The organism is Dactylosporangium sp. CA-152071, from assembly GCF_050936335.1.
In the GTDB taxonomy this organism is placed as follows: domain Bacteria; phylum Actinomycetota; class Actinomycetes; order Mycobacteriales; family Micromonosporaceae; genus Dactylosporangium; species Dactylosporangium maewongense.
The window spans coordinates 272,963-288,424 of sequence record NZ_JBNJMZ010000002.1; the positions used below are offsets into that span (position 1 = coordinate 272,963).

At 72.3% G+C, this 15,462-nt stretch carries 13 protein-coding genes; 2 read left to right on the forward strand and 11 right to left on the reverse strand.

Translation table 11 applies throughout. The features are described from left to right. Nucleotides 1-38 precede the first annotated feature (38 nt). The 7 genes from ACQEVZ_RS41305 to ACQEVZ_RS41335 all read right to left on the reverse strand — a co-directional run bounded on the left by ACQEVZ_RS41305 (nucleotide 39) and on the right by ACQEVZ_RS41335 (nucleotide 8,047). Nucleotides 39-1,103 carry a glycoside hydrolase family 11 protein gene (locus ACQEVZ_RS41305; protein WP_344507606.1) on the reverse strand — a complete coding sequence of 355 codons (1,065 nt, stop codon included), beginning with the start codon at nucleotides 1,101-1,103 and terminating at the stop codon, nucleotides 39-41. A 191-nt stretch (nucleotides 1,104-1,294) separates the two neighbouring features. Further along, nucleotides 1,295-2,287, reverse strand: a complete 993-nt coding sequence (locus ACQEVZ_RS41310) for an ABC transporter permease (RefSeq protein WP_433377846.1) — start codon at nucleotides 2,285-2,287, stop codon at nucleotides 1,295-1,297. Next, the gene (locus ACQEVZ_RS41315; protein ID WP_433377849.1) at nucleotides 2,284-3,801 is read right to left on the reverse strand and encodes a sugar ABC transporter ATP-binding protein; all 1,518 of its coding nucleotides are present in this window, start codon (nucleotides 3,799-3,801) and stop codon (nucleotides 2,284-2,286) included. Before ACQEVZ_RS41315 ends, ACQEVZ_RS41310 begins: the two co-directional genes overlap by 4 nt. Next, nucleotides 3,801-4,841, reverse strand: a complete 1,041-nt coding sequence (locus tag ACQEVZ_RS41320) for a sugar ABC transporter substrate-binding protein (protein ID WP_344507612.1) — start codon at nucleotides 4,839-4,841, stop codon at nucleotides 3,801-3,803. Before ACQEVZ_RS41320 ends, ACQEVZ_RS41315 begins: the two co-directional genes overlap by 1 nt. A 20-nt stretch (nucleotides 4,842-4,861) precedes the next feature. Continuing rightward, nucleotides 4,862-6,178, reverse strand: coding sequence for an enolase C-terminal domain-like protein (locus ACQEVZ_RS41325; RefSeq protein ID WP_433377853.1), 1,317 nt, complete (start codon nucleotides 6,176-6,178; stop codon nucleotides 4,862-4,864). A gap of 539 nt (nucleotides 6,179-6,717) precedes the next feature. Then, nucleotides 6,718-7,500: an alpha/beta fold hydrolase gene (locus ACQEVZ_RS41330; protein ID WP_433377856.1), complete on the reverse strand. Its 783-nt coding sequence runs from the start codon at nucleotides 7,498-7,500 to the stop codon at nucleotides 6,718-6,720. A gap of 79 nt (nucleotides 7,501-7,579) precedes the next feature. Beyond that, complete coding sequence (locus tag ACQEVZ_RS41335) at nucleotides 7,580-8,047, reverse strand: hypothetical protein (RefSeq protein WP_433377859.1); 468 nt, start codon at nucleotides 8,045-8,047, stop codon at nucleotides 7,580-7,582. A gap of 164 nt (nucleotides 8,048-8,211) precedes the next feature. Here ACQEVZ_RS41335 and ACQEVZ_RS41340 point away from each other — a divergent pair, with 164 nt between their 5' ends. Next, nucleotides 8,212-9,753 carry a penicillin-binding transpeptidase domain-containing protein gene (locus ACQEVZ_RS41340; RefSeq protein ID WP_433377862.1) on the forward strand — a complete coding sequence of 514 codons (1,542 nt, stop codon included), beginning with the start codon at nucleotides 8,212-8,214 and terminating at the stop codon, nucleotides 9,751-9,753. A gap of 23 nt (nucleotides 9,754-9,776) precedes the next feature. Here the strand turns inward: ACQEVZ_RS41340 and ACQEVZ_RS41345 are convergent, their stop codons facing one another. The 3 genes from ACQEVZ_RS41345 to ACQEVZ_RS41355 are packed head-to-tail and all read right to left on the reverse strand — an operon-like array spanning nucleotide 9,777 to nucleotide 13,319. After that, a complete protein-coding gene (locus ACQEVZ_RS41345) occupies nucleotides 9,777-10,691 on the reverse strand; it encodes a GNAT family N-acetyltransferase (protein ID WP_433377865.1) in 915 nt (304 codons plus the stop codon). Between the two features lie 58 nt (nucleotides 10,692-10,749). Further along, nucleotides 10,750-11,385 (reverse strand): response regulator transcription factor, encoded by a 636-nt coding sequence (locus tag ACQEVZ_RS41350; RefSeq protein WP_344507721.1) that lies wholly within the window; start codon nucleotides 11,383-11,385, stop codon nucleotides 10,750-10,752. Beyond that, nucleotides 11,385-13,319, reverse strand: a complete 1,935-nt coding sequence (locus ACQEVZ_RS41355; protein WP_433377868.1) for a sensor histidine kinase — start codon at nucleotides 13,317-13,319, stop codon at nucleotides 11,385-11,387. The genes ACQEVZ_RS41350 and ACQEVZ_RS41355 overlap by 1 nt, the downstream gene beginning before the upstream one ends. Before the next feature lie 131 nt (nucleotides 13,320-13,450). Between ACQEVZ_RS41355 and ACQEVZ_RS41360 the strand changes: the two genes are divergently transcribed. Continuing rightward, entirely contained in the window at nucleotides 13,451-14,002 is a 552-nt protein-coding gene (locus tag ACQEVZ_RS41360; RefSeq protein WP_433377871.1) for a hypothetical protein, read from the forward strand. Nucleotides 14,003-14,422: 420 nt separating this feature from the next. On the opposite strand, the gene ACQEVZ_RS41365 is transcribed toward ACQEVZ_RS41360, so the two are convergent. After that, complete coding sequence (locus ACQEVZ_RS41365) at nucleotides 14,423-15,316, reverse strand: DUF998 domain-containing protein (protein WP_433377874.1); 894 nt, start codon at nucleotides 15,314-15,316, stop codon at nucleotides 14,423-14,425. Nucleotides 15,317-15,462: the final 146 nt, after the last annotated feature.

Below are 15,462 nucleotides of genomic sequence, written 5' to 3' on the forward strand. Positions count from 1 at the left end.
GCCGCGCCGGAACGGGAACCGGCGCGGCCCGGGGAACCTCAGCGGCAGGCGGCGCCGTTGAGGGTGAACCCGCTCGGCGCGCCGGCGTTGCCGGTGTGGTTGGCCTGGAAGCCGATCGTCGTCGAGGCGCCCGGGGCGAGGGAGCCGTTGTAGCTGACGTTGGTCGCGGTGACCTGGCCGGTGCTCGGCGAGTACGTCGCGCTCCAGCCCGACGTGATCGTCTGGCCGGAGGCGAGGTTGAACCGCAGCGACCAGCCGTTGATCGGTGCCGTGCCGGTGTTGGTGATGGTGATGTTGTCCGTCAGGCCGGTGTTCCAGGCGTTGACGGCGTTCGTCACCTGGCACGAGGCGGTGCCGCCGCCCGGCGGCGGGCTCGACGTGCCCTGCGAGGGCCGCGGCGACGTGGTGGTCGGGCCGGGGCCGGGGCCCTCGCTGACCGTGATGCTGGAGCTGCCGCTGCTCTGGTAGCCCTCAGTGGCGAGGATCTGGTAGTCGTGCGTGCCGAGGTTCAGCCCGAGACCCGCCCAGGCGTTGAAGTGGTTGGCCGTGGTGATCGTGCCGCCGGTCCGCTTCTGCTGCCGGACGCTCCAGTACTGGTAGAACGTCGCGGTGCCGATGATGGACGGCTGGTTCACGCGCTGCGTGCGGTAGATGTCGTACGTGCTGCCGTCGGTCGTCACCGAGCCGAGCCGCTGCGCGCCGGTGCTCGGGTTGTAGCTGCCGAAGTTCTCCACCACGTAGTACTCGATGAGCGGGTTGAGCGTCCACCCGTACAGCGCCAGGTAGCCGTTGCCGTTCACGTTGAACGTGCCGGAGTAGTTGACGGTGTGGCTGGAGCCGGGTTTCCAGCCCTTGCCGACGACGGTGTTGTTCATGTTGCTCCATTGGACGCTGTACGAGCCGCCGGCGCCCAGCTGCATGGTGACGTTGCCGGTGTCCTTCCAGTAGGAGAAGAAGTAGCCGTTGTGCGTGCCGGTGGTGTTGGCGGTGACGGTCCGGTCGGCCTCGGCGCTGGCGGTGCCGGTGGTCAGCGCGACCACGCCCGCGGCGACGAGCGCGACGCACGCCCCGCCGACCAGCAGGAGGCGTCTGGAATGGTTCATGACCTGCTCCCTTCGATGCAGTCAGCGCAAACTGTCGCCGAATGCGGGAGCGGGCTGTGGGATCGGGTATTTCGAAAGTGCGCGGCGGTCCTGAGCAGCGAAAACGGCCGCAGTACCGTGAAAGTTTCCGCAAAGGCGTGGTGGGCGGTGACCGCCAAGACACCGCCCACCACGCCGGTCCAGAGGTGTCGCTACGAGTCCTGCGCCTTGCCCGTCGTCACGCGGGCCAGGATCAGGGCGACGAGGATGATCAGGCCGTACACCGCCTGGATCCACTGCGCGGAGACGCCCGCGAGGGTCAGGATGTTGTTGATGAGGCCGAGGACGAGCACGCCGCACAGCGCACCGAACAGGGTGCCCTTGCCGCCGTCCATGCTGACGCCGCCGATGACCGCCGCGGCGAAGACCTGGAAGATCAAGCCGTCGCCCTGAGCTGCGGCGATGGACCCGAGCCGGCCGGTCATCAGCAACCCGGCGAGCGCGGCGAGGCCGCCCGCGACGATGAAGACGATCCACATGACGCGGCCGCTGCGGATGCCGGCGGCGCGGGCCGCGTCGACGTTGCCGCCGATCGCGTAGACGGCCCGCCCGTGGCGGAACCAGCCGAGCAGCGCGATCCCCACGGCGAAGAGCGTGCCGCAGAGCCAGATCGACAGGGGCAGGCCGAGCCACGTGGCGTTGCCGAGATACAGCACCGACGGCGGGAGCTCGAACATGCTCTGGCCACCGGTGATGCCGATCTGCAGCCCGCGCAGCGTGATGAGCATGCCCAGCGTGACGATGAACGCGGACAGCCCGAAGCGCAGGATCAGCAGCGCGTTGAGCGCGCCGACGAGCAGCCCGATGAGCAGGATCAACGGCACCGCCAGGGCGGACGGCCACCCGGTGCCGAGGCCGTTGCTGGCGACGGGGACGACCAGCGCGACGCCCAGCGCCGGCGCGAGACCGACGGTCGACTCCAGGGACAGGTCGAAGCGGCCGCCGATCAGGATGACCGTCTCGGCGAGGACCAGCAGCGACAGTTCGGTCTGCTGCTGCAGGACGTTGGTGATGTTGGCGCTGGACAGGAAGACGGGGTCGACGATCGCGCCGACGACGAGCAGGAGCAGGATGGCCGGGACGAGGGTGAGGTCCCGCATCCTGGCCAGGCGGATCCCGGACAGCCGGGCCGGGACTGTGGTCATCGGTTGACTCCTTCGACGGCGGCGACCACATCGGTGTCGCTCCACCCGGCGGGCAGGGCCGCGACGACGCGGCCGTGGAACATGACGAGCACCCGGTCGCAGTGGCGCAGGTCGTCGAGCTCGTCGGAGACCATGAGCACCGCCGTGCCGGTGTCGGCGGCGGCCCGGACGGCGCCGAGCAGGGACTCCTTGGAGCGCACGTCGACGCCCGCGGTCGGGTTGATGAGGACGAGCACCGACGGTGCGGTGCTCAGGGCGCGGGCCAGCACGACCTTCTGGGCGTTGCCGCCCGACAGGCTGCTCACCGGCGCCGACGGGCCTTCCGCGTGGATGTCGTAGCGGTCGATGAACGACCGCGCGGTGTCCCGCAGCCGGCCGGGTGCGACGTAGCCGAACCGGCCGAACGACCCGGCGATCGGCAGTGTCGCGTTCTCCGCGATCGACAGCAGCGGGATGAGCCCCTCGCGGTGCCGGTCCTGGGGCACGAGCCCGATCCCGGCGGCGAGCGCGGCCGGAACGCTCCCCGGCGGCACCGGCGCGTCGCCGATGCTGACGGTCCCCGAGGTGGGGCGCCGCAGCCCGCCGACCGTTTCGGCGAGCGCGACCTTGCCGCTGCTGCCGGAGCCGGTGACGCCGACGATCTCCCCGGCGCGCACGTCGACGTCGATGCCACTGTACGAGCCGTGCAGCGTCAGGTCCTTCAGGCCCAACGCGACACGGGTGTCGTCGCCGACGGGTGGGCGGGCCTCGACCTCGGTCAGACCGACCGCCTCGCCGGTCATCGCGGCCACCAGTGCGTCGTGGTCCACGTCGGCCACCGGCGCCGTCAGGACGTGCCGCGCGTCCCGCAGCACGGTCACGGTGTCGCAGACCGAGTAGATCTCCTGCAGGTGGTGCGAGATGAACAGCATGGTCACCCCGGTCGCGGACAGTGCCCGGAGCCGGCCGAAGAGCCGGTCGATCGCCGTCGCGTCGAGCCGGGCGGTCGGCTCGTCGAGGATGATGAAGCGGGCGCCCTGCGACAGCGCGCGGGCGATCTCGACGAGCTGCCGCTGCTCGACGCCGAGGTCGCCGGCGCGGGCGGCCGGGTCGACGTCGACGGCGTATTCCTGCAGCAGCTCCGCCGCCTTCCGCCGCAGCGCGCCCCAGCGGACCAGGCCGCCGTTGTCGCCGCCCTGGCGGTTGAGGAACAGGTTCTCGGCCACCGACAGGTCGGGGATGATGGTGGAGCGCTGGAAGACGCACGCGACGCGGCGCCGCCACGCGGACCGGTCCGCGACCGGCGGGGCCGGCTTGCCGTCGAAGGCGATCGCGCCCGCGTCGGGGCTCTGCAGGCCGGTGAGCAGCGACACGAGCGTCGACTTGCCGGCCCCGTTGCGGCCCACGAGCGCGTGGGTGCTGCCGGGCGCGATCGACATCGAGACGTCGTGCAGCGCGATGGTGGCGCCGAAGCGCTTGCTCGTGTGGACGGCCTCCACCGCCGGGACGGTGGAGGCGCCGGTCGCGTCGGTCATCACTTGCCGATCTGGTTGCCCCACAACGCCGAGTCGTCGACGTTGTCCTTGGTGACGAGCGGGGCGGGCAGCTGGTCCTCCAGCAGACCCTCACGGACCTTGACGATGGTGCTGTCGTGGTCGGTCTTGCCGGGCTGGAACGTCTTGCCGTCCACCGCGGCCTTGGCGTAGAAGAGGGCGTACTTCGCGTACAGGTCGGCGGGCTGCGACACGGTCGCGTCGATCTCGCCCTTGCGGATCGCGTCGAACTCCTGCGGGATGCCGTCGTTGGACACGATGAAGATGTGCTTCGGGTCGCTCGGCGGCACGAGCAGGTTCTTGGTGCGCAGCAGCTGCAGCGTCGGGGCGAGGAACACGCCGCCGGCCTGCATGTAGATGCCGTTGATGTCGGGGTGCTGGGCGAGGCGAGTCTGCAGCGCCGCGGACGCCTTCGCGCCCTCCCAGTCGGTCGGCTCGGCGAAGACGGTGATGCCCGGGAACTTGCTGGACATGCACTCCGCGAACGCCTCGGACCGGTCCCGGCCGTTGACGCTGGACAGCGAGCCCTGGAACTCGATCACCTTGCCCTTGCCGCCGAGCTTGGTGCCGAGGAACTCGCAGGCCTTCTGCCCGTAGGCGCGGTTGTCGGCGCGGACCACCATGAAGACGTTGCCCTTGTCGGGGCGGGTGTCGACGGTGACGACCGGGATCTTCTTCTGCTCCAGCTGGGTGAGGGTGGTCGCGATCGCGCCGGTGTCCTGCGGCGCCATCACGATCGCCTTCGCGCCCTGGCTGGTGAGCGCCTGCGTGTTCGCGACGAGCTTGGCGATGTCGTTCTGCGAGTTCGTCGGCGTCATCAGGTTGATGCCGGAGTCCTTCGCGTACTGCGGGATGTACTTGGCGTAGGAGTTCCAGAAGTCGGAGTCGGCGCGGGGCAGGTCGACGGCGATCTGCCCGCCCTTGGCGTCGGTCTTGTCGGCGCTGGGCGTCGTGGACGAATCGCAGGCGGTGAGCGAGACGACCAGGGCGGTGGCCAGCAGGGCCGGTCGTAACAGCTTCATGGCGGATTCCTCAGGTTCCTTCAGGGGGTGTTCCAGACGGGGCCGTCCGGGAAGGCGTAGCGGGCCCGGCTCTCGGCCCGCATGGTGGAGCTGAACCCTGGCTGGAGGGGTGCCAGGTAGTGCCCCCGGTCCATGCGCACCGGGTCGGTGAAGTGTTCGTGCAGGTGGTCGACGTACTCGATGACCCGGTCGTGCATGGAACGTGACACGGCGACGTAGTCGAACATCGACAGGTGCTGGACGAGCTCGCAGAGCCCGACCCCACCGGCGTGCGGGCAGACCGGCACGCCGAACTTCGCCGCGAGGAGCAGGATCGCGACGTTCTCGTTGACCCCGGCGACGCGGGCGGCGTCGAGCTGGACGAACGAGACCGCGTTGAGCTGCAGCAGCTGCTTGAACACGACCCTGTTCTGGACGTGCTCCCCGGTCGCGACGGGGATCGGGGCGATCCTGCGCGCGATCTCGGCGTGCCCGACGACGTCGTCGGGGGAGGTGGGCTCCTCGACCCACCACGGGTCGAACGGCGCGAGCGCCCGGACCCAGTCGACCGCGGTCCCGACGTCCCACCGCTGGTTGGCGTCGACCGCGATCCGCACGTCGGGACCGCAGACCTCCCGGGCGATCCTCATCCTGCGCAGGTCGTCCTCGAGGTCGGCGCCGACCTTGAGCTTGATCTGCGTGAAGCCCGCGTCGAGCGCCTCGCGGCAGCGGGTGGCGAGCTTGGCGTCGTCGTAGCCGAGCCAGCCGGGTGACGTGGCATACGCGGGGTAGCCGCGCTGGAGCAGGGTCTGGATCCGCTCCTCCCGGCCGTCCTCGCCGCGGCGGAGCAGCTTCAGCGCGTCCTGGGGGGTGAGCGCGTCGGACAGGTACCGGAAGTCGACGAGGTCGACCAGCTCCTCGGCCGGCATCGACGACAGCAGCCGCCACAGCGGCAGCCCGGCCCGCTTCGCCTTCAGGTCCCACAGCGCGTTGACGACCGCGGAGATCGCCATGTGCATGACGCCCTTCTCCGGGCCGAGCCAGCGCAGCTGCGAGTCGTAGACGAGCTCGCGGTACAGACCGCCGAGATCGTCGAGCACCTCCTTCACCAGACGTCCGACGAGATAGGGGGCGAGCGCCTCGATCGCGCGGGTCTGGACCTCGTTGCCGCGCCCGATGGTGAACGCGAACCCGTGCCCCTCGCCCTGCTCCGCCTTGCCGGCCCCGTCGTCGGTACGAATGACCACGTAGGCGGCCGAATAGTCCGGGTCGGGGTTCATCGCGTCGGAGCCGTCGAGCGCTCTGGAGGTCGGGAACCGTACGTCGTAGGTGTCCAGCGACACGAATCGGTTGGTCATGGCCCCTCCCTCTCTCCGGTACCGCAAGCCGTGCGAAGACATCCGATGTCTAGCAGGCTTCGCCGCCGCTCTGCAAGGGCCAAAATCTTGGAGCCTGTCGCTTTTGTTCGTGCGGACAGAAGTTCGGCACCCTTCTTGACGAACCGATACCTCCGATGTTCACTCAGTGTCGAGGGTTGTCCATGGTTCGATGAGCGGACCCACCGCTCGCAGACCTGCGGACGACACCCTGCAAGGCGACGCCGACGCTGAGCAGGGTAGGCACCCCGGTCGCGGAAGGCGCCTTTCGCGGCCGGCGTGCGCTGTCATGCTGTGCCAGCTCCGCGCCTGCCGGCGCGGGGCGGTGGTTCCCATGCTCGCTGCGCTCGCACCGCCGGCGCGCTGCGCTCCCGCGCGCCTCCGGCGCGCCGCGGCGGCCATCGCGCCTGCGCGCAGCATCCCGTCGCTTGCGCATGATCAAATCGCGGATCCGGCTGCCATGGCGACCGGATCCGCTATTCGATCAACTGGACGCCGCCCAGTCGGTTGGTTGCGTCGGTTCAGGCGGTGAAGAAGGCCTTCAGGACGGGGGCGAGGGCGGCGGTGTCGACGTTGTGGGGCTGGCCGTCGAGGAACTGTGCCTCGCCCGCCGGGAGGAGCGCGGCGAGGGCCGTCGCGGTGTCGCGCATGAACGGCATGTCCCTGCCGCCGGCCAGCACGAGGGTCGGCAGCGTCAGGTGCTTCGCGAGGTCGACCGGGAGGCGGTAGTCACCGAGGATGCGGGCGTCGTAGGCGAGCGTGTGCGCGAGCGCGACGGTCTCGGCCCAGAAGGGCTTTCGGCGCATGTCGGCGACGGCCTCCGGCGGCAGGCCGACGACCGTCGACATGAAGTACTCGACCGCGGCGTCGCGCCGGTCGTCGGCGACCATCGTCTCAAGCTGCTGGACGTGGTCCGGCGGTGGCGTCGGCATGCCTTCCGGCAGGTACGGCGGCTCCCACATCGCGAGCTTCGTGACCGGGAGGCCGGCGCTCGCCGCGAGCAACGCCAGGGCCGCGCCCGAGGACCCTCCGAACAGCCCGGCCTCGCCGCCGGCCGCGTCGATCACCGCCGCGATGTCCTCGACCTCCCGCTCGACCGCGTAGGGCTGCGCGTCGCCGCTGGGGCCACGGCCGCGGCGGTCGTAGTTCAGGACGGTGAAGTCGGGGGCGAGGTGCTCCGCCAGGGGAGACTTGTCCGACCGGTCGGAGGCCGACCCGGCGACCAGCACCACAGCCGGCCCGTGCCCGATCCGGTCGAACGCGATCGTCGTGCCGTCCTTCGAGGTGATCTGTTCCATCGTCATCCCTCCTCGTCCTTTCCGACCCTACGAGGAGAACGGCCGGCCCGCTCGGTGCGGCGGCGGTCCGGCGGTCGCGCGACGGTCAGTAGTCGGCGTAGTCGGTGCCGGCGTCGGAGTAGGTGCCGTTCGAGTTCTGCACCTGCAGGACGGCGTGGGCGTGGGTGATGCTGGCGCTGGCCGGGGCGGCGAAGTAGACGATCCGGGAGTGCAGCGCGCCGTTGGGTGCGCAGAAGGTGCCGTCGTTGCGGCTGTTGACGAGGTTGTGGTTGGCGTCGTAGGACTCCAGCCGCATCCGGGCGCAGGTGCCGGAGGCGTTGTTGATGTACAGCGTGCCGGACAGGATCGCGCTGCGCAGGCCGTTGGTGTTGTCCCAGCCGAGGACGGCCCTGTTGAGCGGGGCGCCGATCATCCACGGGTCGGCGCCGAAGTCGAGCTCCTGCTCGGTGATCTTGATCGGATCGGTGCTGACAAGGACGGCGTGGGCCGGGACGCCGGACAGACCGACCATCAGGGCGGCGGTGGTGAGGACGACGAGCAGCTTCTTCAACATGACGGGTCCTTCGTGGACAGGCGCCGGTGATGGCGCCCGTACACCGTGGACCGCCGACCTTCGGTGTTCCTTGCACGAACCTTCGGCGGACAGCGGGCAGCGGCGTGAGTCGATAACATCCGACCTTCACGACGAACGACGAACGACGAACGACGGGGGCTGTGGTGGCGGGGGACGGGCCGAACGTGTCGATCATCGAGTCGGCGCACCAGGACCGGCCGGGCTGGCGGCGGACAGTGCTGCTGGTGGCGGTCCTGGTCATCGCCGCGGTGGTTGGCGTCGTCGTCTGGCGGTCGGGGGACACCGACCCGCCGAAGGGGACCGCCGCGCCCGCGGCGCGGGCCTCGGAGCTGTTCGCGGCGGACGGCACGACGCTGATCGCGCGGTTCGACACGGAGAACCCGCGGGAGAGCTGCCTGCGGGTGCCGGTGAACGACTGGGGCTTCTTCTGCGACTCCGTCGTCACCTGGTGGCAGGGGCAGGAGGCGTTCGGGACCGACAAGGCGGAGCGCACCGGCCGGCTGCGGCAGGGTGGGTACCGCATCGTCGGCTCGCTCGATCCGAAGCTGCAGGCCGCCGCCAAGCAGCGGGTCGACACGGTCGTGCCGGTCGCCGACCCGAACGTGTTCTCCGTCGCGTCGATCGAGCCCGGCACCGGGCTGATCCGGGCGATGGCCGTGAACCGGAACTTCCGCCGCGCGGCCGCCGCCGCGAGCACCGGCGTGCCATCGGGCGACGGTCCGCCGGCGTGGCCGTACACGGGGCCGGACGCCACGGACTCGCTCGTCGCCGGCGACGAGAACATGCCCGGCACGCAGGCCGGCGCGCCGTTCATGATGTTCACCCTCGCCGCGGCGCTGGAGGGCGGGCTGACACTGGATCACGCGATCGACACGAAGAAGGTGCACCAGTCGAAGTTCCGCATCGACCCGCAGAGCCCGGCCGCCTGCAACGGCGGGTACTACTGCCCCACGAACACCGGCGACAAGGCGTACCAGTCGGGGCGGCGGACCATGTGGGACGCGTTCGGCCACACGGTGGTGACCTACTTCGTGGAGCTGGAGGAGCGGATCGGCGTGGAGAAGGCGGTCGCCGTCGCGCAGCGCCTCGGCATCACCTTCCGCGCCAAGGAGGACCAGATGCTGGGCAGGAACAGCGCGACGTGGGGCGCGTTCACCCTCGGCGTCTCGGCGACCAGCACGCTGGACCTGGCCAACGCGTACGCCACCCTCGCCGCCGACGGCACCCACTGCGACCCGCTGCCCGCCGCCAAGGTCACCGACGCCACCGGCGCGCAGGTGCCCGGCGTCGGCCCGAACTGCGAGTCCGTGCTGCGCCCCGAGGTGGCCCGCGCCGCGATCGACGCCGCCCGCTGCCCGGTCGGCGACACGTCCGCGTTCGGCGACCGCTGCGGCGCCGGTGCCGTGCCGGCCACCACCGTCCGGGCCACCGTCGGCCGCCCGGTGGCCGGCCAGTCGGGCGTGATGGACAGCCGCCGCGCCTGCTCCGTCGTGATCACCGGACCCCAGCTGGCCACCGCCGGCATGATCGCGACCGCGCCGTGGGCCCGCACCGGCCAGGCCGGGATCCCCGCCGGCGTGCCCGAGGCAGCGATCGGCGCGGTCGCCGGGGTCCAGCACGACGGCCTCGCCCCGCTGCCGGTCCGCGACTTCACCGCCCCGCCGCGCGAGGTCGCGCTCGCCTAGCGCGCTTCGTGAGGGCGTCCAGGTCAGCCGGCGAGCTTCACGTCGATGACCGTCAGGTCCAGGTCGAGGTGGACGACGATGGAGTGCCGCCCGAAGAGGCAGCCGTCGTCGAGGTACACCGTGACGTCCTCCTCGGTGACGTCGACGGCGGCCGGGGTGATGCGGGCGGTGAACGCCGGCTCGTCCAGCTCGACGTCGTCCTGCCGCCAGGTGTCGTTGTACAGCTCCAGGCAGGCCTCGGCGACGGTGCGCCGCAGCGCGTGCGGGTCGAGGCGGCGCACGACGCCGGCCGCCGTGTCGAAGAGCGGGCCCTGACCGTCGTCGACGCCGGCGATCGGCGTCAGGACGAGCGTCACCTCGTCCGTGCCGGCCAGCCGCACCGGGGACAACGCGCGCCACTCGAACGGCGACGCCTCGAACGCGCCGAGCTCGGGGTGGCGGTGCCGGCGGCGTACCATCCGGATCTCCCGGACGCCGTCGTCGTCCTGGGCGGTCCCGTCGGCGGCGAAGCCGTGCCGGCGGTAGAACGCCTGCGCGCGGGGGTTCGGGTCGGCCACCCACAGCGCCGCGGACTCGCCGGGGTCGAGTACCGCCTCCAGCAGGGCAGGCCCGGCGCCCGTGCCGTGGTCCTCCGCGTGCACGTAGAGCACGTACAGCTGCCGCGCCCACGCCGCCGCGGGGTCCGTCGGTGGCCCGGACATGGCGACGCCGATCAGCGAGCCGTCCCGCTCGGCGACGGCCACCCGGTTGCCGCGGTAGCGCTCGTCGGTCAGCGCCGCGGTCCAGAACCGCTCCCGGCGGGGCACGAGACCGGGGTCGTCGAGGACCGCGTCCGGCATCAGCCCGCGGTACGTCTCCCGCCAGCACCGGACGATCACCCGCGCCATCTGCGCGACGTCCTCGACCCTGGCCGGGCGCACCGTCAGCGGGGAGCTCACGGTGCGCATCGTAGCCTCGGGCGCGCAGGAAGCAGCCTCGGGCGCGCAGGAAGTAGCCTCAGGCGCGCAGGAACGTGAGGACGGCGAGGACGCGGCGGTGCTCGCGCTCGTGCTGGACCAGGCCGAGCTTGGTGAAGATGGACGTCACGTGCGCCTCGACGGTCTTGATCGCGAGGTGCAGGTCGGCGGCGACCGCCGCGTTCGACAGGCCCTGCGCCATCAGGGCGAGCACCGCGCGCTCGCGATCGGTGAGGTCGTCGAGCGGGTCCCGTTCGCGGCGGCGGGCGACCAGCCTGGAGACGAGCTCCGGGTCGATGACGGTGTCGCCGTGCGCGACGCGGCGCAGGTCCACGGCGAACGCGGTCAGGTCCGACACCCGGTCCTTCAGCAGGTACCCGACCCCGCCGTCGAACTCGGTGATGAGCCGCAGCGCGTGGTGCACCTCCAGGTACTGCGACAGCAGCATCAGCCCGACCCCGGGCGCCGACGCGCGGATCGCGGCCGCCGCCTCGATGCCCTCGGCGGCGAATCCCGGCGGCATCCGCAGGTCGATCACCGCCACGTCCGGGGGAGCGGCGCGCACCTGCGCCAGCAGCGAGGCGACGTCACCCGCCTGACCGGTGACGGTGCAGCCGGCCTCGGTCAGGATGCGGGCCATGCCCTCGCGGAACAGGACGCCGTCGTCGGCGAGCATCACGTGCACGGGATCACCGTCCGCAGCCGGGTGCCGGCCGGTCCACTGTCGACGGTCAGCCGCGCGTCGAGGATCGCGAGCCGGTCCATGAGCCCCTCCAGGCCGCTGCCGGGCCGCACCGCCGCGCCGCCCGTGCCGTCGTCCGCCACCTCCACGACGAGACCCGCGGCGGTCAGCGAGACCGTCACCGAGACGACGGTGGCGCCGGAGTGCTTGGCGGCGTTCGTCAGGCCCTCGCTCACCACGAAGTACGCGGTCGCCTCCGCCTCGGCCGGCAGCCGCCGCCCCACCGACACGGTGAGCCGCACCGGCAGCGGCGAGCGGTCGGCGAGGAAGCCGGCTGCGGCCTCGAGGCCGTCCTGCGTGAGGACCGCCGGGTGCAGCCCGCGCGCCATCTCCCGCAGCTCGGCCGTCGCCTCCAGCAGTTGCTCGCGTACGGCGGATGCCTGGGCGGCGACGTCGTCGGCGCCGGCGGCGGTCGCCGAGCGGACCACCCCGCCGAGCTCCATCGCGACCGTCACCAGGCGCTGCTGCGCGCCGTCGTGCAGGTCGCGTTCGAGCCGCCGCCGGGCGGCGTCACCGGCCGCGACCAGGCGCTGCGCGGTCGCCCGCAGCTCCAGCACCAGCCCCGCCTGCGCGGCCAGGTCGCCGACGAGGCGCTGTTCGGCGGCCGACAGCGGCTCGCCGGGCGCCTTCGTCACGGTGAGCGCGCCGCGGAACCCGCCGTCATGCCGCACGGGCACCGCCACCAGGTCCTCCAGCCGCCGCGCCCCGTCCGGTACGGGCGATGCCGCGGGCCAGACCGACACCGCCCGCAGCGCGTCCGGCGGTCCCGTCCACAGGACGACCTCCCGGGCGCCCACCGCGTCGGCAACGGTGGTGCAGATCCCGTCCAGCAGCCCGCCGGCGGGCGCCGTCAGGTGCGCCGACAGCCGGGCGAGGGCCTCGTAGGGGGTGGCGCGCCGCCCGTACACGAGCCGGTCCGCGATCCGCTGCACCCTGCGCCGCAACGGCTCGAACGCGACCGCGACCACCCCTGTGGCGGCCAGCGACAGCAGCGTGCCGTGCCCGTCGACGAGCCGCCCCACGCCGGTCACGACGACGGCGTAGCCGGCGGTCACCGCCACGGCCATCGCGCCGAACACCAGCGACCGGTTGATGACGGGGTCGATGTCGTACAGGCGGTACTTGAGGATCGCCGCACCGGCCGCCGCCCCGATCAGCGGCGCGGTCAGCGCACCGGGCACGGGTGAGCGCCACACCGCGAGCCCGACGAGCATCACCGCCGCCGACACCGTCACCGCGTACACGAACCAGCGCAACTGCCGCGCCTCGTCGCCGCGCGCCTGCCGCATCCGGACGACGACGCAGGCCACCCACGTCAGCTGCAGCAGCAGGTACCCGACCGGCCGCGCCACCCCGTAGAATGCCTCCGCCGCCGCGGCGCCCGGCAGGTGCAGCGGGTGCGCGGCGACGAGCCCGGTCCGCCCGTACTCGACCGGCCACAGCGCCGACACCGCCGACAGGACCAGCCCGACGGCGCCGAGCACGCCGACGACCGGCCGCCAGGCCCGCGACGGCAGCCGCCCGGTCGGGAAGCCCATCACCGTCACGCCGATCAGCACCAGGACCAGCGGCAGCGGCCACACGCCGCACCAGCCGACCCAGGACGCGCCGGGCAGCGGCCCCGGATGCAGCCCGTACTGGCGGCCGGCATACATCACCGCGTGCGCGACGCCGGTGGCGACGAACAGCCGCCCCTCCGGGTTGCGCGGGCTGCGCCGCAGCACGAACAGCCCGACCGCCGTGAACGCCGCCGCGATCAGCCCGTTGTGCAGGTTACCGACGTGCCAGCCGAGCGCGGCGCCGCCGGCGACCAGCACGGCCGTCGCGGCACCCACCGCCGCTCTGCCCAGCGTCCCGTCGCGCGCCACGTCCACATCGTGCCAGCGCCGGCGCCCGACGGATGCAGGGTTAACCCGGCAATGTTCCAGGGCCGGCCCCGATGCCTCCCGATGGTGGTGGCGGCCACGGTACGGGTACCCGCTTCTCTCAGGAGTCCGACATGACCGTACGCCCCGCCACGCCCGTCGACCGCGTGCTGATCGCGGCACTGTTCGTCGCCCCGGTGATCTACCTGATCGCCGACGTCCTGTACGCCGTCCGCGGCTGGGACGACTCCCTCGCCGCCGTCTTCCACGTGCTCGGCGCAACGGCGTACATCCTGCTCATGCTGCGGCTCGTCGCCCTCGGGCGCGGCGCCCTTGCGGCCGTCCTGCTCGTCGTCGGCGCGCTCGGCGCCGCCGGCAACGTCGCCTACGGGTTCAACACCATCCACGTCTCCCTCGGCGACACCGATCTCGTCGACGCGTCCGGCGCCGCCACCCTGATCAAGCCGCTCGGCCTGTTCTTCCCCCTCACCCTCCTGCTCGGCGCCGCCGTCCTGCGCCGCACCCAGCCACTGTGGACGGTCGTCCTGCTCGCCGTCGCGTCCCTCGCCTGGCCCGTCGCGCACATCGCCAACATCGGCTGGCTCGCCGTCGCCGTCAACGCCGCCCTCGTCGCCACCTTCGCCGCCGTCGCGCTCCACACCCCCGCCGAGCACGGTGAGGCCTGAAGCACCGCCGACGCGGTCGCGACTCAGCCACTGCTTCATGGGTGCCGTCCGGTGTACCGCGGCGGCAAAGGCGTTTGCGGCGGCTCGCTTGGTGCCCGAGCATTGATCCATGCGGGCGATGCAGCGACCTTGGACCAACGGAGAGCTACTGGTCATGGTGGCCGTCGGGTGGGTCGTCGGGGCGGGTCTGCTGCTGCTCGCCTGGCGCAGCGACGTGGAGGACGAGCGGCTGCGCACGGCGCCGCAGTGCACGCGGGAGCAGGAGTTCACGCCGGCGAGATGCCTGGCCGAGCTCGACGGGACGCTGGCCTCGGTCACGACGAGCCTCGCGGAGGTGGATGTCGCCGGGCGCCATCTGACGATGACCACCAACGTCAAGTACCCGCCGAACGCGGGCGACCGTCCCGTCCGGGTGACGTTCTACCGGGGCGAGCCCATCCGCATCGAGGCGGACCACGTGCGGATCGAGACGAACGAGCGTCCGGCGGACGACCGCTGGATCTGCCTGCTTCTCGCCGCGCTCACGGTGGTCGGCAGCACCGGGACCGCCCTCGGCGCGCTCGCCCAGAGGAGATCGCCGGCCGCCGCCTGAGCGGCGCGCATGTCCGCACCCCGCAGCCAGGTGGTGCGGCGGCGCTTCGCCCCGCGGGCCGGGCGGGCCGGTGCCCGGGTGCCGGGCGGTGCGGGCATGGCGCGGGACCAGACTGCCAGGGTGGCGATCATCGCGGCGTCGAGGGCCACCACGGCGCGTTCGACCAGGCCGAGCGCGGTGCCGGTCGCGGCGACGTGGCCGCCGTGGAGCAGGAACGCGGCGGCGAACGGGGCCGTGCACAGGGCGGTGGCGGCGGCGAGGACACCGACCGTCCGGGCGTAGGCGCGCCATCGCCGGGACCTCCGGAAGCGCCACCAGAGCAGTCCGCACAGGGCCGGCAGGCTGGCGAAGTTGACGGCGGCGCAGAGCTTGTGGACCGTGCCGTACCAGGTGCCGTCGGAGCCGAGCGGGTCCTTGAGGAACACGGTCAGGCCCAGCAGGCTCGCGCACCAGATGACCAGCAGCGCCGTCACGAGCCGGCCGCGGAGCACGCCCTGCCGGACCATCGCGGCGCCGAGCAGGGCGGTGGCGGCGTTCGCGCTCAGCAGCGCGATCGCATACGGCAGCCCGACGTCCACGGAACGCAGCGGATACTCCGACAGGGTCTCGTGGACCGGGTCGACACCGCCGGAGCCCGGCAGGCAGTGCAGGACGACCAGCACGCCGACGGCCGTCGCGCCCAGGACGAGCTGCCGCCGTCCGCTTCGTGATCCCCGCTGCACGGGTACCAGCAAACCCGGCCCCACCCGGCCGGCGCAGTCCAGGCAGCAGGCCGGTTCCGTCGGGGGTTTGCCCTACCTCGCGGCACCCTTCGGTGGATTGACAGCCGGCGCGACGGTCCCCACGCTGATCGAGCACAGTCTGTAGT

Bases quoted from the DNA above. Each gene is read 5' to 3' on its own strand.
- ACQEVZ_RS41320 (WP_344507612.1), bottom strand. From the start codon at position 4,841: ATGAAGCTGTTACGACCGGCCCTGCTGGCCACCGCCCTGGTCGTCTCG.
- ACQEVZ_RS41325 (WP_433377853.1), bottom strand. From the start codon at position 6,178: ATGACCAACCGATTCGTGTCGCTGGACACCTACGACGTACGGTTCCCG.
- ACQEVZ_RS41330 (WP_433377856.1), bottom strand. From the start codon at position 7,500: ATGACGATGGAACAGATCACCTCGAAGGACGGCACGACGATCGCGTTC.
- ACQEVZ_RS41350 (WP_344507721.1), bottom strand. From the start codon at position 11,385: ATGCTCGCCGACGACGGCGTCCTGTTCCGCGAGGGCATGGCCCGCATC.
- ACQEVZ_RS41315 (WP_433377849.1), bottom strand. From the start codon at position 3,801: ATGACCGACGCGACCGGCGCCTCCACCGTCCCGGCGGTGGAGGCCGTC.
- ACQEVZ_RS41310 (WP_433377846.1), bottom strand. From the start codon at position 2,287: ATGACCACAGTCCCGGCCCGGCTGTCCGGGATCCGCCTGGCCAGGATG.
- ACQEVZ_RS41360 (WP_433377871.1), top strand. From the start codon at position 13,451: ATGACCGTACGCCCCGCCACGCCCGTCGACCGCGTGCTGATCGCGGCA.
- ACQEVZ_RS41305 (WP_344507606.1), bottom strand. From the start codon at position 1,103: ATGAACCATTCCAGACGCCTCCTGCTGGTCGGCGGGGCGTGCGTCGCG.
- ACQEVZ_RS41335 (WP_433377859.1), bottom strand. From the start codon at position 8,047: ATGTTGAAGAAGCTGCTCGTCGTCCTCACCACCGCCGCCCTGATGGTC.